Raw genomic sequence first — 20627 nt, 5'->3', positions numbered from 1 at the left:
CCGGTGGTCGGGCCGGCGCGGGGTTCAACGCTGGGTATTACGGGGTGCCAGCGGCCTGGACCATGGCGATGCTGACGATGCCTTCGTACTTGCCGTCGACGGTGATCTTGCCGGTGCCGCCATGGGCGATGCGCAGCTCCATCGGAATGGACGCGCCACCCAGTGCACCGTCGAAGATCTTGCTGGCCTCGTAGGTTCGCGGGGCGGTGGTGAGGACCTCACCATTCAGGCTGACCGCCAGCGGCACGGCAGTGCCACCGCCACCTTGGCGCAGCAGCACTGGATCAGCGCCCAGGCGCACTTCAATGTCCTTGTCGACGGCGTTGCTGTAGATGCGGACGCGATCGGTCCAGTCCGCCAGGCGGCCGAGAACGGGGTTGAAGGCCAGCTTGACCGAGTCGTCCAGGGCGGTGCCATCGACCTTCAGCAGAGCGAGGGTGGGATCAACGTCGGCCCATACAGCAATTTCGGCTTCAGCGGCGTGTGCGGACAGCGAAGCGGTGGCCAGCGCTGCAGCCAGCGCGACCTTCTTCAGAATGGTATTCATCGGTTGTCTCTCTCGGACAATGAAAGGAAGAAGCTCCCCTGCCGGAGGAAGGAGGGTGGGAGGGGAGCGTCACCACGCCGGAGGTAGGGAGTGGCGACGGGGGAATGGTAAAAATCCTTACCCGCTCCTGACCATTCAACGATTCCTAAATATTTGGTTGTTAAGGAATTTTGGGGATGACGGTCAAGGTTTGAGAGAGATGCAACTTTTCGCCGATTGTTTTGCAACTAACCTCATTGCACGCAGCATCAGTAGTTCCACGCCATGCGTGGATGGCGCAGACGCCGCCGGGCATGGCGCGGCGTTGCAAACGCATCAGGCCGCCTTTCGGCGGCCTGATGGTCAGAGCATTCAAGCGCGTGCTGTCAGAAGAAGATCGCGTACAGGATCAACAGCGGAATCGGCACGCCCAACAGCCAGAGCAGAATCATTTTCATGGCAGGTCTCCTTGCATGGAATGCGGGTTACAGGTCGCGGCGGCGGCCGCCCCAGGTGGCGCTGAGGCTGGCGAAGAACGCACCGATCAGCAGGGTGATGAACAGCCACAGTGCGGCATAGGCCGTCGCCTTGCGCGCATCATCGGCGGCTTCCTTGGCCGTGTTCTTGGCCTTTTCCAGCGCAGCACGCATGCGCGTCTGCACATCGGTCACGCGGGCCTGCGCTTCGGCCGGGCTCATGCCGGTTTCGCGTGCGATCAGCTGCGACAGGTACTGGGTGTCGGCCGGATCCAGGCCATCGCCCTGCAGGCTGTTGACGATGATGCGGTTCACTTCGGCGCGGACTTCACGACGGTCGCCCATCGGGCCGTGGCCCGGCATCGGGCGCGGCGGCGGCGCCATGCGGGCATCACGCGGGCCGGTGCCGGCGGCCGGCGGCGGCGGCGCAGCCGGGTCGATCGGTGCCGCGCCCGGTGCGGGCGGAGCCGGCGGTGCACCTGCGGTGTCCGGGCCCGGATTGGTGGCGTTGCGGAACAGCGAATCGACCCAGTAGTTGAGGTCGCCTTCCGGCGCAGCGGCTGCAGCGCTGCCAGCACCTGCAGCAGCAACGCCTGCGGTGGACACGGCGGCACCTGCAGTGGCGCCTGCAACCTTGGCGCCGGCACCCAGCACGCCACCGATGGCCGAGGTCAGCAAGCCAGCGGTGAGCAGCGTGGCGACGGCCCACGACACGAAGCCGTGCGCGGTATCGCGGAAGTAGGTTTCATCACCGTGGATCTGCGTCCACTTGGTGCGCAGGCGCCCGGCCAGGTAGCCACCCAGGCCGGAAGCAGCCAATGCGGTGAAGGTGAGCCAGGCGATGCTGGACCAGCCGAAGGTTTCCTTGCTGACGCCTTCGAACGACCACGGCGAGACCGAGGACAGGCCCAGGCCGACGCCGAGGATCAGCAGTACGAGGGAGAGCGCGGCGGCGGCGGCGGCGCCCGCGAAGATCGCGCCCCAGGACACGGCGCTTTCGCTGGGCGGCGCGACGATGGGGGCAGTGACGACAGTGGCGACGTCTGGGCCGAGCGGGCCGCGCTCGGGTGGATCGAATCGGGTACTCATGGGTGGACGCTCCGTATCGGTGCTGCGGGTGCAGCGTGCGTCCTGAGGCTGCGCGAGCGGTTGTGAAGCTGGTGAGACCCTTGAATCACGCGGTCTTGGCGCGGGTGGATACGCGCGAGACGAGCGCAAAGGCGTGCCAGCCAAGGTTGGCAGCTACCAGGGCAGGAGCCGCCGGGCATGGCCCGGCGCTACCGGGACGCGGTGCCGACGGCGAGCACCTGTAGATCCACGCCATGCGTGGATGGTTTTTGCGCGGACGCGCATACCAGGGCAGGAGCCGCCGGGCATGGCCCGGCGCTACCGGGGCACGGCGCCGAGGGCATGCACGACGCAAAAAAAACGCCCCGCAATGCGGGGCGTTCTTCTCACGACCTACCGCAGGCGATCAGCCCTGGTAGTCGCGCACGTCGCTGCCGGTGTAGACCTGGCGCGGACGGCCGATCTTCATTTCCGGGTCGACCTGCTGTTCCAGCCAATGCGAGACCCAGCCGGAGGTACGGCCCAGGGCGAACATGACGGTGAACATTTCGGTCGGGATCTGCAGCGCCTTGTAGATGATGCCGCTGTAGAAATCGACGTTCGGGTACAGCTTGCGGGCGACGAAGTACTCGTCCTGCAGCGCGGCCTGTTCCAGCTTCACGGCCACGTCCAGCAGCGGATCCTGCACGCCCAGCTGCTTCAGCACCTTGCCGGTCATCTCACCGATGACCTTGGCGCGCGGGTCGAAGTTCTTGTACACGCGGTGGCCGAAGCCCATCAGGCGGAAGCCGGAAGTCTTGTCCTTGGCCTTGACCACGGCGGACTCGACGTTGTCGGCGGTGCCGATCTCTTCCAGCATCTTCAGCACGGCTTCGTTGGCACCGCCGTGGGCCGGACCCCACAGCGCGGTGACGCCAGCGGCGACCGACGCGTACGGGTTGGCACCGGTCGAACCGACCAGGCGCACGGTCGAGGTCGAGGCGTTCTGCTCGTGGTCGGCGTGCAGGATGAACAGCAGGTCCAGTGCCTTGACCACGTCCGGGTTCAGATCGTACTGGCCATCAGCCGACTCGAAGGTCTGCTTCAGGAAGCGGCTGACGTAATCCAGCGAGGTGTCCGGCTTGTTGGCCGGCAGGCCCTTGCCGTGGCGGTAGATCAGGGCCGACAGGGTCGGCACCTTGGCGATCAGGCGCACGGCAGCCTGGCGGCGCTGTTCGGCGTCGGACAGGTCCAGCGAGGCGTGGTAGATGGCCGACAGCTGCGCGATGGCGGCGGTCAGGATGGCCATCGGGTGGGCATCCTTGGCGAAGCTGCCGATCAGGGTGTTGATCGACTCATCGACATTGGCTTCGGCAGCCAGCTCATCGGTGAAGGCCTTCAGCTGCTCGGCGCTCGGGCGCTCGCCGTTGATCAGCAGGTAGGCCACTTCGACGTAGCTCGACTTTTCCGACAGCTGTTCGATCGGGTAGCCGCGGTACAGCAGCACGCCCTTGTCGCCATCGATGTAGGTGATGGCCGACTTGCAGCTGGCCGTGGCGGTGAAGCCGGAATCGTAGGTGAAATACCCCGTTTCCTTGGTCAGCTTCGCAATGTCGACGCAGTCGTTGCCAAGGGTGGGTTTGATGACGGGCAGAACGACCGACGTGTCGCCGGCGTTGAGCGTGACCTGATCAAGATCGGACACTGTGTGCGCTCCTTCATGGGAAGGCGCCTGCCCAAGCGCATTGGTCAGGCACGTGAATGACGTCCTCGGCCTGTGCCGGGGATCAGGTCATTATCGCACAGCAGCATTTGTCGGGTGCTAGACGGAAGTCGTAGACGACGGGCAGGGGCAACCCTGCCGGCAAGCGGCCTTGATGGGCAAAGACGCCATCCCCTGAACGGTCTGTTCCGCCATTCCAAACACCCGTTGGGTGGGCGCCGGACAAAAACAAACGGCCGCGCAAAGCGCGGCCGTCGGTTCGAAGCTGGATCGACGGATCAGCGCGCGTAGCGCTTCTGGAACTTGTCGATACGGCCCGAGGTGTCGATCACCTTGTGCTTGCCCGTGTAGAACGGGTGCGAAGCCGAGGAAATTTCAACCTTGACCAGCGGGTATTCGTTACCGTCGGTCCAGGTGGTGGTTTCCTTGGTCGCCATGGTGGAGCGGGTCAGGATCTTGAAATCGGAAGTGACGTCTTCGAAGACGACGTCGCGGTAGTTCGGATGGATATCGGCCTTCATGGGCTCACACCGTAAATGGGCTGGTGGTCAAGAGCGGCATTATAAACACCGGCTGCCACGCGGGGCAACCGGTGTTTGCACATCGGGATCAATTGGCGCCGAGCGCCTGCCGCACCAGGGCCTCGAAACGGGCCTGGTCGTAGGCCATCAGCAGGTCGCAGTTGTCCGGCTGGCCGGTCTGGCGGTTCCAGTCGACGATGGTGGCGCCGCGGCTGAACGTTCCGTTCAGTTCCACGTTCAGCGGACGCGATTCCACCTGCAGCTGGCCTTCCGGGTTCAGCGCCCAGGCCATGGCCACCGCATCGGCGGTGTACCAGCGGCCACCCTTGGCGTCTTCGGACAGCGCGCGGGTCTTGCGCGAGATCAGCTCATAGAAGCGTGCGCGGTCGGAATCGGCCTGCAGCCACTGCTCCGCCTGCTCCAGCGGCAGGCCGTGGGCGACAGTGGCCTCCCAATCGGACACCAGCAGGTGCTTGAACGAGGTGAACACCACATGCGCGGCTTCGGGGTCGAAGGCGATGTTGAATTCGGCGGCCGGGGTGATGTTGCCGTGGCAGGTGACGGCACCGCCCATCACCACGATGCGCTTGATGCGCTGTGGCAGGGTCGGGTCCAGCTTCAGCGCCAGCGCCAGGTTGGTCAGCGGGCCCAGCATCACCAGCATCAGCTCGCCGGCGTACTGGTGCGACAGGCGCAGGATGGCCAGCGCGGCGTGTTCGGCCTCGGCCTGGCGGCTCGGCGGCGGCAGGTCGACATCGCCATAGCCGTCGCGGCCGTGCACGTGGGCAGCGTCCATCGAGGGGTGGATCAGCGGATCGGGGCTGCCAGCGAACACCGGCACGTCGGTGCGGCCGACGATGTCGCAGAGCTTGAGGGCGTTGCGGACGGTGTAGTCGAGGCCGACGTTGCCGGCAGCGATGGTCAGGGCGACCACGTCGTGCCGTTCATCGGCGAAGGCCATCAGCAGGGCCAGGGCGTCGTCCACACCGGGGTCGGTGTCGATCAACAGCGGGATCTTGTGGGTCATCGTTGCCGTCTTCAGATCGGCAACGAAGTGTGGACCGGGTTGATGACCGTTGCAAGACCACCCCGCTCCGGGGGCAAATGCGGCAGGAATGGGGTCAGATCCCTTGCCCAGAGGGCAAGGGCTCTGACCCCGATGTGTGAGAGCAGCCGAGCATGGGCTCGGCTCTACAGGTGGTGCGCGAACGGCCGCCGGGCATGGCCCGGCGCTACCGATGCTCCAGTAGAGCCACGCCATGCGTGGATGAGCATTCCGGAAATGGGGTCAGAGCCCTTTGCTGCGCAAAGGGATGTGACCCCTTCGGCCGTTACGCCGAGGCGTAGCGCACGGCGGTGCCGATCCAGCGGTTGACCACGCGGTCGGCCAGCGCGGGTTGCTGGGCAAGCAGGCGTTCGGCCAGGTCGTGCACGCCGGGCAGCAGGCCGGCATCGCGGGCCAGGTCGGCAATGCGGAAGCCGGCCAGGCCGGTCTGGCGGGTGCCCAGCAGTTCACCGGGGCCGCGCAGTTCCAGATCCTTCTCGGCGATGACGAAGCCATCGTTGGTTTCGCGCATGGTCTGCAGGCGCTCGCGCGCCATCTGCGAAAGCGGTGCCTGGTACAGCAGCACGCAGCGCGATACCGCCGAACCACGCCCCACCCGACCGCGCAGCTGGTGCAGCTGGGCCAGGCCGAGACGCTCGGCGTTCTCGATCACCATCAACGAGGCATTGGGTACGTCCACGCCCACTTCGATCACGGTGGTGGCCACCAGCAGATCAATCTCGCCGGCCTTGAACGCGACCATCGTGGCCAGCTTTTCCGCCGCCTTCAGGCGGCCATGCACCAGGCCCACGCGCACGCCGGGCAGCAGCGCCTGCAGCGATTCGTAGGTGGCCTGCGCGGGCGTGGCATCCAGCTCTTCGCTTTCCTCGATGAGGGTGCACACCCAGTACACCTGCCGCCCTTCCTGGCAGGCCAATGCGATGCGTTCGATCAGCTCGGGGCGGCGGTCATTGTTCAATGCCACCGTCTGCACGGGCGTGCGGCCCGGCGGCAGTTCGTCGATGGCCGATACATCCAGGTCCGCGTATTCGGACATCGCCAGCGTGCGCGGAATGGGCGTGGCGGTCATCACCAGCTGGTGCGGCACGCTGTGTGCGCCTGCCCCCTTGTCACGCAGGGCCAGCCGCTGGTGCACGCCGAAGCGGTGCTGCTCGTCGACGATGGCCAAGGCCAGGTCCTGGAACACCACCGCTTCCTGCATCAGCGCATGGGTGCCGACCACGACCTGCGCTTCGCCATTGGCGACCTGCTCGATCACCTTGGCGCGCGCCTTGCCGGTGACCTTGCCGGCCAGCCAGCAGACGCGTACGCCCAGCGGTTCCAGCCAGCCGCGAAGATTGTTGAGGTGCTGTTCGGCCAGCAGCTCGGTGGGTGCGGCCAAAGCAACCTGCTTGCCCTGCTCCACCGCCAGCATGGCGGCCAGCGCGGCAACCACGGTCTTGCCGGAACCGACGTCGCCCTGCACCAGCCGCAGCATCGGGCTGGGGCGTGCGAGGTCTTCGCGGATCTGCTTGAACACGCGTGCCTGCGCGCCGGTCAGCGCGAACGGCAGCTGCCTCAGCAGCGCCTTGGCCAGCTTGCCCGGACCCGCCAGCGGCGGCGCGTGATGCGCCTGCAACGCGATGCGCTGGCGGCGCAGGCTGAGGTGGTGGGCCAGCAGTTCTTCCATCGCCAGACGTCGCTGCGCCGGGTGGGTGCCCGCGGCCAGCGCGGCCAGATCGGCATCCGGTGGCGGCCGGTGCACGGTCAGCAGCGCGCTGCGCAGCGACGGCAGGCCCAGGCCGTCGAGCCAGCCGGTGGGCAGCAGCTCCAGCGTGCTTTCCTCGGGCAGGCGGTCCAGGGCCTGGCCGATCAGCTTGCGCATGGTCATCGGGCCGACGCCTTCCACGGTGGGATACACCGGGTCGAGGCGGTCGCCGAGTTCGGGGTCGTCGTTGCGGCCCAGCACCTGGTAGCTGGGGTGGACGATTTCCAGGCCGAGGTGGCCGGGCTTGGGCGTGCCGAAGCAGCGCAGCCGGTTGCCCACCGCGAACTGGCCGACCTGCTGCTGGCGGAAGTGGAAGAAGCGCAGCACCAGGGTGCCCCGCCCTTCGTCTTCCACCGCCACCTTCAGCATGGGCCGGTAACGCATGCCGCGTTCGACCGCGGTGACCCGCACTTCCACCTGCGCGGGCACACCCGGGCGCAGGTCTTCGATGCGGGTCAGCCGGGTGCGGTCTTCATAGCGCAGCGGCAGGTGCAGCCACAGATCCTGCAGGGTGGCCAGGCCACGCGCCTGCAGTTTGGCGGCCACGGCCGGGCCCACGCCGGCCAGCATCGCCAGGGATGCTTCGCCGGACGGTGACAGTGCCGGGGTGACCGCCGCCTTGCGTGCCACGGGTGGGTCAGTCGATGACCATCACCGCGTCGACCTCGAAGTTGGCGCCCTTCGGCAGGCCGGAGACTTCGATGGTGGAACGGGCCGGGAACGGGGCCTGGAAGTAGTCCTGCATGACGGCGTTGACCTTGGCGAATTCGGCCAGGTCGGTCAGGTACAGGCCCAGGCGCACGACCTTGTCCAGCGAACCACCGGCGGCTTCGGCCACGGCCTTGAGGTTGTCGAAGGCGCGGCGGGCCTGCGCTTCCACATCACCCACGCCGACGATGTCGCCGGTGGCCGGGTCCAGCGGAATCTGGCCGGAGAAGTACACGGTGTTGCCGGCGCGCACGGCCTGCGAGTACGGGCCGATGGCGGCAGGCGCCTTTTCGGTGTTGATGATCTGGCGGGACATGGTCGCTCCGGTGCGTTGGGGGAAAACAGAGCGGTGATTGTACCGGCTGGGCGCGATGTCGGCTGGGGTCGATGCGGCCGGGGTCGGATCCGTTTCCCGGCGGGAAACGGCTCTGACCCCGTGCGTCACGTTCGCGGAACATCATCCACGCATGGCGTGGATCTACTGGACTCGCCCGGGCCGGGCTTCCGTAGACTGGCTGCAGATTCCGGCAGGGCCGCACCATGGCAAACGTTTTCGACTCGCCCTTCAAGGGCAAGCTGCTGACCGAAATGGTCACCAACCCCAACATCCTGGTCGGCCGCTACAGCTACTACTCCGGCTACTACCACGGGCACGGCTTTGACGATTGTGCGCGCTACCTGCTGCCTGACCGCGATGACGTGGACAAGCTGATCATCGGCAGCTTCTGCTCGATCGGCAGCGGCGCCAGTTTCATCATGGCTGGCAACCAGGGCCACCGGCACGATTGGGCATCGACGTTCCCGTTCTTCTACATGCAGGAAGAGCCGGCCTTCGCTGCGGCAAATGACGCCTTCAGCCCGGCCGGTGACACGGTCATCGGCAATGACGTGTGGATCGGCGCCGAGGCGATGATCCTGCCGGGCGTGCGCATTGGCGATGGCGCCGTGATCGGCAGCCGGGCGCTGGTGACCCGCGACGTGGCGCCCTACGCCATCGTGGGCGGCAACCCAGCCAAGGTGCTGCGCAGCCGCTTCGAAGCGGAGGACATCGCGCGGCTGCTGGAAATGGCGTGGTGGGCGTGGCCGCTGGCGCACATCCAGGCGGCGATGCCGCTGCTGACTGCCGGAGATATCGCGGCGCTGCATGCCTACTGGCGCGAACAGGTGGCGTGATGCGGCTGGGGTCGGATCCGTTTCCCTGCGGGAAACGGCTCTGACCCCGTGCATGCGATCGGGTCACGCGATGGGGTCAGAGCCCTCTCCGTTGGAGAGGGATCCGACCCCAGGTGTGCGTTACTGGCGGCGTACCGACTGCACCACCGACAGGCGGCGCAGGCGGCGCATCACTTCGGCCAGGTGGTTGCGGTCGCGTACCTGGATGTTGAACGCCAGCACGGCGGCGTTGAAGTCGCGGTCCAGATAATCCACGCGCTCGATGTTGGAGTGGCTCTGGGCAATCGCGGCGGCCAACTGCGCCAGCACGCCGGTGCCGTTCTCCACTTCCACCACCAGGGCAGTGTCGTAATCGCCGGACACGGTGGTGTCCCAACCGATCGGCACCCAGCGTTCGGGCGATTTGCGCAGCTCGGCCAGGTTCGGGCAATCCATGCGGTGCACCACGATGCCCTTGCCGGCGGTGTGGTAGCCCATGATTTCGTCGCCGGGAATCGGCTGGCAGCAACCGGCGAAGGTGACCACGCCGCGTTCACTGCCGTTGATCAGGATCTTTTCCTGCGAATGGTGTCGCGGACCGCCACGCAGTTCGGCGTAGGACATCAGCGCCTGCGCGGCCTGGGTCGGCATCCAGTTGCCCAGCGCCACTTCGGCCAGCAGCGCTTCCAGGCGCGGGTAGCGGTGTTCGGCCAGGAAGGCGTCCAGACGGCCCTTGGGCAGGCGTTCCAGCGACGAATCCATCGCTTCCAGCGCGCGGTCCAGCATGCGGTGGCCCAGCTGCACGGCGTCTTCGTGTTCCAGCTGCTTCAACTGGTGGCGGATGGCGGTGCGCGCCTTGCTGGTCACCACGAATTCCAGCCACTGCGGCTTGGGCGTGGCCGAACGTGCGGTGATGATTTCCACCGACTGCCCCGACACCAGCTTGGTGCGCAGCGGCACCAGCTTCTTGTCCACGCGCGAGGCCACGGCCATGTTGCCCACGTCGGTGTGCACGGCGTAGGCGAAATCCAGCGCGGTTGCGTTGCGCGGCAGGGCCAGGATCTTGCCCTTCGGGGTGAACAGGTAGACCTCGTCCGGGAACAGGTCGACCTTCACGTTGTCGAGGAATTCCAGCGACGAACCGGCCGCACGCTGCGAATCGATCAGTTCGACGATCCAGGCATGGGCCCGGCTCTGCGCGCTGTTGGGGGTATCGCCGCCGAACTTGTAGGTCCAGTGCGCGGCCACGCCGCGTTCGGCGATCAGGTCCATTTCCTCGGTGCGGATCTGCACTTCGATGGGCGAACCGTACGGCCCGAACAGCACCGTGTGCAGCGACTGGTAGCCGTTGGCCTTGGGAATGGCGATGAAATCGCGGAAGCGACCGTCCAGCGGTTTGAACGTGGCGTGCACCGCGCCCAGCGAGTGGTAGCAGCTGGGCACACTGCGCACGACCAGGCGGAAGCCGAACACGTCCATCACCTGGTCGAAGGATTTGTTCTCGTCGCGCATCTTGTTGTAGATGCTCCACGGGGTTTTGATGCGGCTGACCAGACGGTGTTCCAGGCCTTCTTTGGCCAACCGCTGCGACAGCTGCACTTCCACCTGCGCCATGGCCTCGCGGCGCACCACCGGCTGGCTGCGGATGTGCTTTTCGATGATCGCGTGGCGCCACGGGTACAGCGCCTTGAAGCCCAGGTTCTGCAGTTCGCTCTTGACCAGGCTCATGCCCAGGCGCTGGGCGATGGGCGCATAGATCTCCAGCGTCTCGCGGGCGATGCGGCCGCGCGCTTCGCGGCTCTGCGCGCCCAGCGTGCGCATGTTGTGCAGGCGGTCGGCCAGCTTGATCATGATCACGCGCAGGTCGCGCGACATCGCCAGCAGCATCTTGCGGAAGCTCTCGGCGGCCGCTTCCTGGCGGTCGCGGAACTTCAGCTTGTCCAGCTTGGTCACGCCGTCGACCAGCTCGGCCACGGCTTCGCCGAACTCGGCGGCCAGTTCCTCGCGGGTCAGCGGGGTGTCTTCGATGGTGTCGTGCAGGATCGCAGCGATCAGCGCTTCCACATCCAGGCCCAGCTCGGCCAGCACCTGGGCCACGGCCACCGGGTGGGTGATGTAGGGTTCGCCCGACTTGCGCGTCTGCCCAGCATGTGCCGACGCACCGACTTCCCAGGCCCGGCGCAGCAGCGGCAGCTGCTCGGGGGGCAGGTAGTGGGCGGCGCGTTCAAGCTGGAGGACGTAATCAGGTACGGCCGCGGCGGTGGGCGCGGCTACCTTGGCAGTGGGGCCTGGGTTCATGCCCGAAGCCTATTCCAGCGCGACGTTTACGGCAAACCCTGAATGCGAAACAGCCCGCACGGGGCGGGCTGTTCGGCTGTCCAGCAATGACCTTGATCGATGCGATCAATCGTCGTTCTTGGACATGTCTTCGTCGGCAACCACTTCCGCGGCGGCCCATTCCAGCGCTTCGCGCTCGGCACGCTCGCGCTCGGCCTTCTCGACTTCGTCGATCAGCGCGTTGTCGATCTTGCGGGCAGCGATTTCGCGCAGCGCCAGCACGGTCGGCTTGTCTTCGGTTTCGCTGTTGTCCAGCGTGGCCTGCACGCCATTGGCGAGCTGGCGGGCGCGCTTGGAGGCCATCATGACCAGGTCGAAACGGTTGTTAACGACTTCCAGGCAATCTTCTACGGTAATGCGGGCCATACGGGCTCCCGGCGACCGGTCGGCCGCTCAGTCGAATGAGGGAAAGGGGACGGAGTGTACGGCCAGGGGCTGGACAAAATCAAGCCAACCCCTGGCGGAGTCTTTTGGAATCAGTCAGTTGCGCCCGAATCCGGGGTCAGCAGGGCCTGGATCAGGCCGGCGTGGCGGACCTTCTGGGCTTCCCGGCGCAGGCGGCTGGCGGTGAAGATGGCGCACAGCTCGTTCACTGCCGTGTCGAAGACTTCGTTCACGATCACGTAGTCGAAGTCGTTGAAGTGCAGCATTTCCTCGCGCGCCGCACCCAGCCGCTGGGCGATCACCGCCTCGCTGTCCTGGCCGCGCTTGCGCATGCGGTCCTGCAGGGCCTGCTTGGACGGCGGCAGGATGAACACCGTCACCGTGCCGGGCACCAGCTGGCGCACCTGCTGCGCACCCTGCCAGTCGATCTCCAGCAGCACGTCCTGGCCGGCGGCCAGCTGCGGTTCCACCGACTGCCGGGCGGTACCCTTCCAGTCGCCGTGCACCCAGGCGTGCTCGAAGAAATCGCCGGCGGCGATCATTTCCTCGAACTTCTCCGCGCTGACGAAGTGGTAGTGCTCACCGTTCACTTCGCCCGGGCGCATGGCGCGCGAGGTAAAGGAGATCGACAGCGCGATCTGCGGGTCGCGCGCCAGGGTGGCGTTGACGATGCTGCTTTTGCCGGCGCCGGACGGCGCGGCCACGATGTACAGGGTGCCGCGCGCGGGCGCGCCGATGGGGGTGGGCTGGCTGCTCATTCGATGTTCTGCACCTGTTCGCGGATCTGGTCGATCAGCACCTTCAGTTCCACCGCCGCGTTGGACGTGCGGCTGTCCACCGACTTGGAACCCAGGGTGTTGGCTTCGCGGTTGAATTCCTGCAGCAGGAAATCCAGGCGGCGGCCGACCGGCTCGCGCTGCTTCAGCACGCGGCGGATTTCCACGATGTGGCTGCCCAGCCGGTCCAGCTCTTCATCCACGTCCAGCTTCTGCAGCCACATGACCAGTTCCTGCTCGGCACGGCCGGGGTCGACCGGGTGCGGCAGGTCGGCCAGGCGGGCGGCGAGCTTGGCGCGCTGCCCGTCGCGAATGGCCGGAATGAGCGTGCGCACTTCGGCGGCGATGCGCTCGATCGCGTCCACGCGCTCGGCAATGGCGGTGGCCAGCTTGTCGCCTTCGCGCTCACGGGCGGCCACGAAGCCGTCCAGCACCTGCTCCAGCAGGGCCAGCGCTTCCAGCTGCAGGGCGGCGGCATCGGTGGCCTCGCCCTGGGTCACGCCCGGCAGCTGCAGCAGCTCGGTGAAGCTGACCTGCAGATTGGGGAAATCCGAGGTGAGGCGGTGCGCCAACTGGCCCAGCTGGCCCAGCAGCGCTTCGTTCACCTGCAGGCTGGCGGCGGCTTCGGGTGCGCGCAGGCGCATCACCAGGTCCAGCTTGCCGCGGCTCAGACGCGCGGCGATGCGTTCGCGCAGCTGCGGTTCCAGCGCACGCAGTTCCTCGGGCAGGCGGGTGCCCACTTCCAGGAAGCGGTGGTTGACCGAGCGCAGCTCGCAGCCCAGCGTGCCCCAGGCCGTGGCGCGCTCGCCACCGGCATAGGCCGTCATGCTTCGAATCATCAGCGTTTCCGATGCTCTCAAAGGGGGAATGGTACCCTAGCGGCCCTATTCGAGCCTCCCTGCCTGCCCCTGACGGGTGCGGGCATGGCGGCGTACCTGCCTGCCTTACCCTCCAGGGAATTCGCACCATGTCCGATGCCCGCCCCAGTGGCCGCCAGCCCGACCAGCTCCGTCCGGTCGTCATCCAACGCGGTTTCACCCGCCACGCCGAAGGCTCGGTGCTGGTCTGCTTCGGTGAAACCCGCGTGCTGTGCACCGCCAGCGTGGAAAACCGTGTGCCCGGCTTCCTGCGCGGCAAGGGCGAAGGCTGGGTGACCGCCGAGTACGGCATGCTGCCGCGCGCCACCCACACCCGCAGCGACCGTGAAGCCGCGCGTGGCAAGCAGGGCGGCCGCACGCTGGAAATCCAGCGCCTGATCGGCCGCAGCCTGCGTGCCTGCGTGGACCGCAATGCGCTGGGCGAACGCACCATCACCCTGGACTGCGACGTGCTGCAGGCCGACGGTGGCACCCGTACCGCGGCCATCACCGGCGCCTACGTGGCCCTGGTCGATGCGGTGAACGTGCTGATGAAGCGTGGCGACATCAAGCGCAACCCGATCCTGGGCGCGGTGGCCGCCGTGTCGGTGGGCGTATACCGCGGCACCCCGGTGCTGGACCTGGATTACGCCGAAGACAGCGACTGCGACACCGACATGAACGTGGTCATGAACGATGGCGGCGGCTTCATCGAACTGCAGGGCACCGCCGAAGGCCATGCCTTCCGCCGCGATGAACTGGATGCGCTGCTGGGCCTGGCCGAGAAGGGCGTGGGCGAACTGCTGGCCGCGCAGCAGGCGGCGCTGTCGGCATGAACCGTCGCATCGCCCTGACCACCCTGGTGGTGGCCGACTACGACGAAGCCATTGCCTGGTACACCGGCAAGCTGGGCTTTGCCCTGCTTGAGGACATCGACCAGGGCAGCAAGCGCTGGGTGGTGGTCGGCCCGACCGACGGCAGCGCCGCCGCCCTGCTGCTGGCCCGCGCCAGCAACGAGGAGCAGCGCAGCCGCATCGGCAACCAGACCGGCGGCCGCGTCGGCTTCTTCCTGAACACCGACGATTTCCGCCGCGACCACGCCGCCATGCTGGCCGCCGGGGTGGAATTCCTGGAAGCCCCGCGCGAAGAACCCTATGCCACCGTTGCGGTGTTCCGCGACCTGTACGGCAACACCTGGGACCTGCTGGAGCCCCGCGCATGAAGACGCTCGTGCTTGCCAGCCACAACGCCGGCAAACTGGTGGAAATGCAGGAGATCCTGGCCGACCTGCCGCTGCAGATCACCTCGGCGGCCGAGCTGGGCCTGGGCGATGTGGACGAAACCGGCCTGACCTTCGTCGAGAACGCGCTGCTGAAGGCGCGCGCTGCCTGCGAGGCCACCGGACTGCCGGCACTGGCCGATGATTCGGGCCTGATCGTCGATGCCCTGGGCGGTGCGCCCGGCCTGTACAGCGCGCGCTATGCCGGCCACCCGACCAACGCGGCGGCCAACAATGCCAAGCTGCTGCAGGCCATGGCCGAGGTGCCCGATGGCCAGCGCAGCGCGCGTTTCTATGCGGTGATCGTGCTGCTGCGCCACGCCACCGACCCGCAGCCGCTGATCTGCGAAGGCCGCTGGGAAGGGCAGATCATCCGCGAACTGCGCGGTACGAATGGCTTTGGCTACAACCCGGTGTTCCTGGACACCACCCACGGCCTGACCGCCGCGGAAATGGAGCCGGCGCTGAAGAACGCGATCAGCCACCGCGCACTGGCCCTGCAGCAGCTGAAGCTGCAGCTGGCTGCCGCTCTCTGACCCACACCTGCACCTAGTTCTGCCGTCATGTCCCACGCCCACGATCACTGCAACCACCTGCCCGGCGAAGCCTGCGACGGCGATCACGGCCACCCCGCACCGGTGCGGCTGGTGCCGCCGCCGCTGTCGCTGTACGTGCACCTGCCCTGGTGCGTGCGCAAATGCCCGTACTGCGATTTCAACTCGCACCAGGCCAAGGGTGAGCTGCCGTTCGAGGCCTACATCGACGCCCTGCTGCGCGACCTGGACCAGGATCTGCCGCTGGTCTGGGGCCGGGTGGTGCACAGCGTGTTCTTCGGCGGCGGTACGCCCAGCCTGTTCCCACCCGAGGCCATCGACCGCTTCCTGCAGCAGGCCAGCGCGCGCCTGCGCTTCGCGCCCAATGCCGAAGTCACCCTGGAAACCAACCCGGGCACAGCCGAACACGGGCGCTTCGACCGCTACCGCGCGGCAGGCGTGAACCGGCTCAGCTTCGGCATCCAGAGTTTCGACGATGCCGCGCTGAAGCGACTGGGCCGCATCCACGACAGTGGCGAGGCCGTGCGCGCGGTGAAGATGGCCCAGGACGCGGGCTACGACAACTTCAACATCGACCTGATGTACGCGCTACCCGAACAGACCCTGGCCGGTGCCGAGGCCGACCTGGAACGCGCGTTCGCGCTGCAGCCGGCGCACATCTCGCACTACCAGCTGACCCTGGAACCGAACACAGTGTTCTTCGCGCGGCCGCCGCAGGGCATTCCCGATGAAGACAACGCCTGGGACATGCAGGAGCACTGCCAGGCCTTGCTGGCCCATGCCGGTTACGGCCAATACGAGGTCAGCGCCTATGCCCGCCCCGGCCGGCAGAGCGCGCACAACCTGAACTACTGGCGCTTCGGCGATTACCTGGGCATCGGTGCCGGCGCGCACGGCAAGATCAGTTCCGGCGCCGAAGAACACGTACTGCGGCGCTGGAAGGTGAAGCACCCGCAGGCCTACCTGGACAGCGCCGGCAGCCCGGCCTCGTTCGGCGGTGACGAGGTGATCGCTGCCGAGCGTCTGCCGTTCGAGTACATGCTGAACCTGCTGCGCTTGCACGAAGGCTTCAGCCTGCGCGATTTCGAATCGCGCACCGGCCTGCCGCGCAGCGTACTGGACGCCCCGCTCGCCCAGGCCCGCCATCGCGGCTGGCTGCAGGTGGCCGACGGCCATGTGCAGCCCACCGAGCTGGGCCGGCGCTTCACCAACGATGTAGTGAGTCTGTTCCTGGAAGATTGATCGGGCGCTCTGGATGGCGCCAGGCAATGCCCGGCGGCTGGCGCCCTGCCCTGCCGACACGGTAGATTGCCGTAACGATCCGCGGGAATCCGGAACCCCTCGTCGATGTCTGCCGTTTTTTCATTGTCCAGCGCGGACACCGCGCGCCTGGCCGCCGCCGACCTGCCACCGCGGGTACGCGAGGTGCTGGGCGCGTTGATCGGCCTGTGCCACCACACCCTCACCGCACCGTTGATCCTGACGGTGGAGGCGCTGGAACAGACCCTGCTGCACGACGCCGACCACGCGCGCAATCCGCAGCAGCAGGCCGACCTGCTGGCCCAGCGCGGGCAACTGCACGCTTTTGCCGGGCACTTCAGCGAGCGCATGCTCGATGCCCTGACCGATGCACTGGTGCGCTTGCGCGAACCAGCCACAGCACCCGCGGCGCCGGCAACGCCGCCACCGCTGCCGGCCATGATGGGCCTGTCGCTGGTTGCCGAACACGAGGTGGACCGCGACCTGCTGCTGGTCGAAATGGTGCGCAGGGAAACCCTGCGTTCGGCCAATGCGCTGAACCTGCTGGGCCAGCGCATGGGCGTGCTGGCTGCCGCGCCGGCCTTCGATGCGGAAACGCTGCCGCTGGCACCGCAGGCGCTGTGCGCGATGGTGCGTCGCCTGGCTGAACGCGATGGCCTGAGCATGGAGGTGCAGCTGGCGCTGTACCGCAGCTTCGAGCGCCAGTGCCTGGAACGCCTGGGCGATACCCTGGACCGCGCCAACGCGCTGCTGGCCCAGCACGGCGTCCTGCCCGGCCTGGTCTACACCCCCTATCTGGCACGCTCGTCGGCCACCCGCCGGGTGATCACCCGTTCGGTCGGCCACAAACGCAGCGGACGCCCCGCGCCGCGCACGGTGACCCCGATGACCGGCTGGGGTGGTTCGGCACCGGCCGGTTCGTGGTCGAACCTGATGCAGGACGCCTTCGCCGGCGCCGATGCAGCGGCCGCCGGGCTGACCGTGCCGGCCAACACCGTACTGCACGAACTGCTGCAGCAGGCCCGCCGCCTGCCGGCGCAGCCACTGGCACTGGAACCGGCCGCACTGCCCACCGCCGCGGTGGACGCCGTGCTGGCGCGCCTGCAGGGCCAGGCCAGCGCCGCCACCAGCGTGACCGACCTGCAGGGCGCCCTGCTGGCACAACTGCGCAGCGAACATGGCGCGCAGGCGCAGCTGGCCGGGCACGACCGCGACAACCTGGACCTGCTGCGGCTGCTGTTGCAGCAGGTCCAGCAGCAACAACGGCCCGACCCGGTGCCCGCGGCCCTGCTGGCGCGCCTGCAGGTACCGCTGGCCCGCGCCGCCATGGCCGACCCGGCCTTCTTCGTGCGCGACGAACACCCGGCGCGCGAACTGCTGAACACCGTGGCCGAAGCCGGCGCACGCTGGCTGGGCGACGACGACGTGGACCCGCAGCTGCTGCAGCGGCTGGCGCAGAGCGTGCAGGGCCTGCTGGGCCAGGATGCGCGCACGCCGGAAGCATTTGCCGCCGCCAACGAGGAAATCCAGCAGCACCAGCGCGCCGCCGCGCACCGCGCCGAACTGGCCGAACGCCGCCACGTGGAAGCCGCACGCGGCAAGGAACGGCTGGAACTGGCCCGGCGCGAGGCCACCACCCAGATCGACCAGTGGTGCCAGGCCACGCAGCCGCCGCGCTTCGTGCAGACCCTGCTGCGCCAGGCCTGGGCCGATGCGCTCACCCTTACCCGCCTGCGCCACGGCGAAGATTCCCCGCAGTGGCGCGAGCGCCTGCTGCAGACCGAGCGCATCGCCACGGTCACGGCCGTACCGGCCAGCGCGGCCGGCATCACCGACGCACCGCTGGCCGCCGATGTGGAAGCGGCGCTGCTGCAGGTGGGCTACCACGCCGACGAAGCAGCCGCCGTGGCCCGACGCCTGGCAACCCCGGGCGGTGAAGACGAAAGCACCTCGCGCACGGAACTGAGCGCGCGCCTGAAGGCACGTGCTCGCCTGGGCGAACAGAACGAAGGCAGCGCCGACAGCCAGGCCGAGGCCGGGCGCAGCGCGCGCAGCGACAGCGAGGAAGCCTGCTACCAGCAGCTGGTCACCCTGCCCTTCGGCAGCTGGTTCGACATCGACGTGGGCGACGGTGCGCAACGGCGCCAGCGCCTGTCCTGGTACAGCCTGCTGACCGGGCACGTACTGCTGGTGAACGCCCGTGGCCAGAAAACCGGCGAATCCACGCTGGATGCGCTGGCGCGGCAGATGGCCGGCGGCCAAGCCCAGCTGGCCACCGAAGAAAAGGGCCGTCTGGTGGACCGCGCCTGGCAGGCCAGCCTGTCGGCGCTGCGTTCGCTGGCCAGCCGCCTGAACCCGGAGCCCAAGGCATGAGCACGCAACCGCCCGTGGATACCCGCCGCGCCCCGCGCCGGCAGGTGGCCGACCTGGTGCCGGTCACCGACCAGATGCGCGACGCCGTGATCGGCCGGCTGGGCAATGTTTCCGAAACCGGCATGCTGATGCTGGCCAGCACCGGCCTGCGCGAGGATGCGCTGTACCAGCTGCGCTTCCCGTTGGCGCTGGGCGATGGCCGCAATGAAACGATCGACGTGGGCGTGCACCTGCTGTGGAGCGAACCGGCGCACGTGCCGGGCCAGCACTGGGCCGGCTTCCGCTTCCTGACCCTGTCGCGCGAGCATCGCCAGCTGCTGCGCGGCTGGATCGGCGAAGACAACGATCAGGCACCGGTTTCGACGGGCTGAGTGCCGGTTCCGGCACAGCGGTTTTTCGCCGTATGCGGCAGAATCTAGGGCCGTTTTCCGTGTCGAGCCACCGCAATGATCCAGCAAGACCCCGGCGCCCTGTATTCCGACCACCTGGCCGTGCTGTGCCGACGCGCCGAACAGGCGCTGGCGCGCGGCGGTTTCGACCATCTGGTGGTGCCCAGCGGCACCCTGCATTACCAGGTGTTCGACGATCGTGACTACCCGTATGCGGTGAACCCGCAGTTCAAGGCCTGGCTGCCGCTTACCCGCGTGCCCAACAGCTGGGTGGTGTTCACCCCCGGCAAGCGCCCGGCGGTGATCTTCCACCAGCCCTTCGACTACTGGCACGTGGTGCCCGATGCCCCCAGCGGCTGGTGGGTGGAGCACTTCGACATCCACATCATCCGTACGCCGGACGAGGCGCTGGCCCTGCTGCCGGCCAACCCGGCCCGCTGCGCGATCCTGGGTGAGCCGCAGAGCGCGCTGGGCGCCTACGTGCCGAACAACCCGGCGCCGGTGCTGAACTACCTGGAATGGCACCGCGCCTACAAGACGCCGTATGAAATCGCCCTGATGCGGCAGGCGCAGGTGCTGGGCGTGCGCGGCCACCGCGCCGCCGAAGCCGCCTTCCGCAACGGTGCCGACGAATTCAACATCCACATGGCGTACTGCCAGGCCGTCGGCCAGGATGCCAACGAGCTGCCCTACGGCAACATCGTGGCCCTGAACGAACACGCCGCCGTGCTGCATTACACCGAACTGGGCCGCAAGGCACCGCAGCCGCTGCGCAGCTTCCTGATCGATGCCGGTGCCAGCGCCCTCGGCTACGCCAGCGACATCACCCGCACCTACGCCGCGCACGGCCACGACGAGTTCGCCGCGATGATCGATGCGGTGGACGCGGCCCAGCAGCAGATGTGCGCGGCCGTGCGCGCCGGCTTCGACTACAAGCAGCTGCACGTGGACGCACATCTTTCCCTGATGGGCGTGCTGAAGGACTTCGGCGTGATCAATGTCTCGCCGCAGACTGCACTGGAAACCGGCGTCAGCGCCGCGTTCTTCCCGCACGGCATCGGCCATCTGATCGGCCTGCAGGTGCACGACGTGGCCGGTTTCGCGGCCGGCGAAGACGGCGGCCGCATCGAGCGCCCGGCCGGCCACCCCTACCTGCGCCTGACCCGCGTGCTGGAACCGGGCATGGTGGTGACCATCGAACCGGGCCTGTACTTCATCGACATGCTGTTGAACGAAGTGAAGGCGGCCGGCCATGGCGATGCGATCAACTGGGACCGCGTGGATTTCTTCCGCCCCTACGGCGGCATCCGCATCGAAGACGAAGTGCTGTGTACCGAAGGCGACGCGGACAACCTGACCCGCCCGGCGTTTGCGGCAGCCAACGGCTGAGCCCCTCGTGGCTGGGCGCTGAATTCAAACTTCCGCGCCTGGCGGGGCGGGTGGGTTCGCGGT

19 protein-coding genes are annotated in these 20627 nt (G+C 67.6%); 8 read left to right on the top strand and 11 right to left on the bottom strand.

The annotated features are described in order from the left end of the window. Window positions 1-37: 37 nt before the first annotated feature. The 7 genes from IAE58_RS05700 to IAE58_RS05670 all read right to left on the bottom strand — a co-directional run bounded on the left by IAE58_RS05700 (window position 38) and on the right by IAE58_RS05670 (window position 8130). Window positions 38-547 (bottom strand): CS1 type fimbrial major subunit, encoded by a 510-nt coding sequence (locus tag IAE58_RS05700; RefSeq protein ID WP_199932927.1) that lies wholly within the window; start codon window positions 545-547, stop codon window positions 38-40. 464 nt (window positions 548-1011) lie between these two features. Then, window positions 1012-2091: a hypothetical protein gene (locus IAE58_RS05695; protein ID WP_199932928.1), complete on the bottom strand. Its 1080-nt coding sequence runs from the start codon at window positions 2089-2091 to the stop codon at window positions 1012-1014. 385 nt (window positions 2092-2476) lie between these two features. Next, complete coding sequence (locus IAE58_RS05690) at window positions 2477-3754, bottom strand: citrate synthase (RefSeq protein WP_199932929.1); 1278 nt, start codon at window positions 3752-3754, stop codon at window positions 2477-2479. A 296-nt stretch (window positions 3755-4050) separates the two neighbouring features. After that, window positions 4051-4293 carry a type B 50S ribosomal protein L31 gene (locus IAE58_RS05685; protein ID WP_079223041.1) on the bottom strand — a complete coding sequence of 81 codons (243 nt, stop codon included), beginning with the start codon at window positions 4291-4293 and terminating at the stop codon, window positions 4051-4053. A gap of 88 nt (window positions 4294-4381) precedes the next feature. Next, a complete protein-coding gene (locus IAE58_RS05680; RefSeq protein WP_108769863.1) occupies window positions 4382-5320 on the bottom strand; it encodes a nucleoside hydrolase in 939 nt (312 codons plus the stop codon). 304 nt (window positions 5321-5624) lie between these two features. Next, window positions 5625-7736 (bottom strand): ATP-dependent DNA helicase RecG, encoded by a 2112-nt coding sequence (gene recG / locus IAE58_RS05675; protein WP_199932930.1) that lies wholly within the window; start codon window positions 7734-7736, stop codon window positions 5625-5627. Between the two features lie 7 nt (window positions 7737-7743). Continuing rightward, window positions 7744-8130, bottom strand: coding sequence for a RidA family protein (locus IAE58_RS05670; RefSeq protein WP_025874214.1), 387 nt, complete (start codon window positions 8128-8130; stop codon window positions 7744-7746). Window positions 8131-8354: 224 nt separating this feature from the next. Here IAE58_RS05670 and catB point away from each other — a divergent pair, with 224 nt between their 5' ends. Next, a complete protein-coding gene (gene catB, locus IAE58_RS05665) occupies window positions 8355-8987 on the top strand; it encodes a type B chloramphenicol O-acetyltransferase (RefSeq protein WP_199932931.1) in 633 nt (210 codons plus the stop codon). Between the two features lie 120 nt (window positions 8988-9107). Here catB and IAE58_RS05660 read toward each other — a convergent pair whose 3' ends face one another. From IAE58_RS05660 to IAE58_RS05645, 4 genes are all read right to left on the bottom strand, one after another. Then, window positions 9108-11264, bottom strand: coding sequence for a bifunctional (p)ppGpp synthetase/guanosine-3',5'-bis(diphosphate) 3'-pyrophosphohydrolase (locus IAE58_RS05660; RefSeq protein ID WP_108750975.1), 2157 nt, complete (start codon window positions 11262-11264; stop codon window positions 9108-9110). A 105-nt stretch (window positions 11265-11369) separates the two neighbouring features. Then, on the bottom strand, window positions 11370-11669 hold the full coding sequence (rpoZ, locus tag IAE58_RS05655) for a DNA-directed RNA polymerase subunit omega (protein WP_108750976.1): 300 nt from the start codon (window positions 11667-11669) through the stop codon (window positions 11370-11372). A 110-nt stretch (window positions 11670-11779) separates the two neighbouring features. Beyond that, a complete protein-coding gene (gene gmk, locus IAE58_RS05650; RefSeq protein WP_108754034.1) occupies window positions 11780-12445 on the bottom strand; it encodes a guanylate kinase in 666 nt (221 codons plus the stop codon). Beyond that, complete coding sequence (locus IAE58_RS05645; protein ID WP_108754035.1) at window positions 12442-13302, bottom strand: YicC/YloC family endoribonuclease; 861 nt, start codon at window positions 13300-13302, stop codon at window positions 12442-12444. The genes gmk and IAE58_RS05645 overlap by 4 nt, the downstream gene beginning before the upstream one ends. Window positions 13303-13430: 128 nt before the next feature. Between IAE58_RS05645 and rph the strand changes: the two genes are divergently transcribed. From rph to pepQ, 7 genes are all read left to right on the top strand, one after another. After that, entirely contained in the window at window positions 13431-14156 is a 726-nt protein-coding gene (rph, locus tag IAE58_RS05640) for a ribonuclease PH (protein WP_108750979.1), read from the top strand. Then, complete coding sequence (locus tag IAE58_RS05635; protein WP_108754036.1) at window positions 14153-14542, top strand: VOC family protein; 390 nt, start codon at window positions 14153-14155, stop codon at window positions 14540-14542. Before rph ends, IAE58_RS05635 begins: the two co-directional genes overlap by 4 nt. Beyond that, on the top strand, window positions 14539-15135 hold the full coding sequence (rdgB, locus tag IAE58_RS05630; RefSeq protein WP_108757066.1) for an RdgB/HAM1 family non-canonical purine NTP pyrophosphatase: 597 nt from the start codon (window positions 14539-14541) through the stop codon (window positions 15133-15135). Before IAE58_RS05635 ends, rdgB begins: the two co-directional genes overlap by 4 nt. 27 nt (window positions 15136-15162) lie before the next feature. Continuing rightward, a complete protein-coding gene (hemW, locus tag IAE58_RS05625; RefSeq protein ID WP_199932932.1) occupies window positions 15163-16395 on the top strand; it encodes a radical SAM family heme chaperone HemW in 1233 nt (410 codons plus the stop codon). A 105-nt stretch (window positions 16396-16500) separates the two neighbouring features. Beyond that, window positions 16501-18786 carry a DUF1631 family protein gene (locus tag IAE58_RS05620; protein WP_199932933.1) on the top strand — a complete coding sequence of 762 codons (2286 nt, stop codon included), beginning with the start codon at window positions 16501-16503 and terminating at the stop codon, window positions 18784-18786. Further along, on the top strand, window positions 18783-19157 hold the full coding sequence (locus tag IAE58_RS05615) for a PilZ domain-containing protein (RefSeq protein ID WP_108754040.1): 375 nt from the start codon (window positions 18783-18785) through the stop codon (window positions 19155-19157). The genes IAE58_RS05620 and IAE58_RS05615 overlap by 4 nt, the downstream gene beginning before the upstream one ends. Window positions 19158-19232: 75 nt before the next feature. Next, window positions 19233-20564 (top strand): Xaa-Pro dipeptidase, encoded by a 1332-nt coding sequence (pepQ, locus tag IAE58_RS05610; RefSeq protein ID WP_199932934.1) that lies wholly within the window; start codon window positions 19233-19235, stop codon window positions 20562-20564. Window positions 20565-20627 lie beyond the last annotated feature (63 nt).

It is taken from the genome of Stenotrophomonas sp. S49, from assembly GCF_016624905.1.
Classification (GTDB): Bacteria; Pseudomonadota; Gammaproteobacteria; order Xanthomonadales; family Xanthomonadaceae; genus Stenotrophomonas.
The sequence above is the reverse complement of the archived record's forward strand: the minus strand, read 5'-3'. Positions and strand labels throughout refer to the sequence as shown.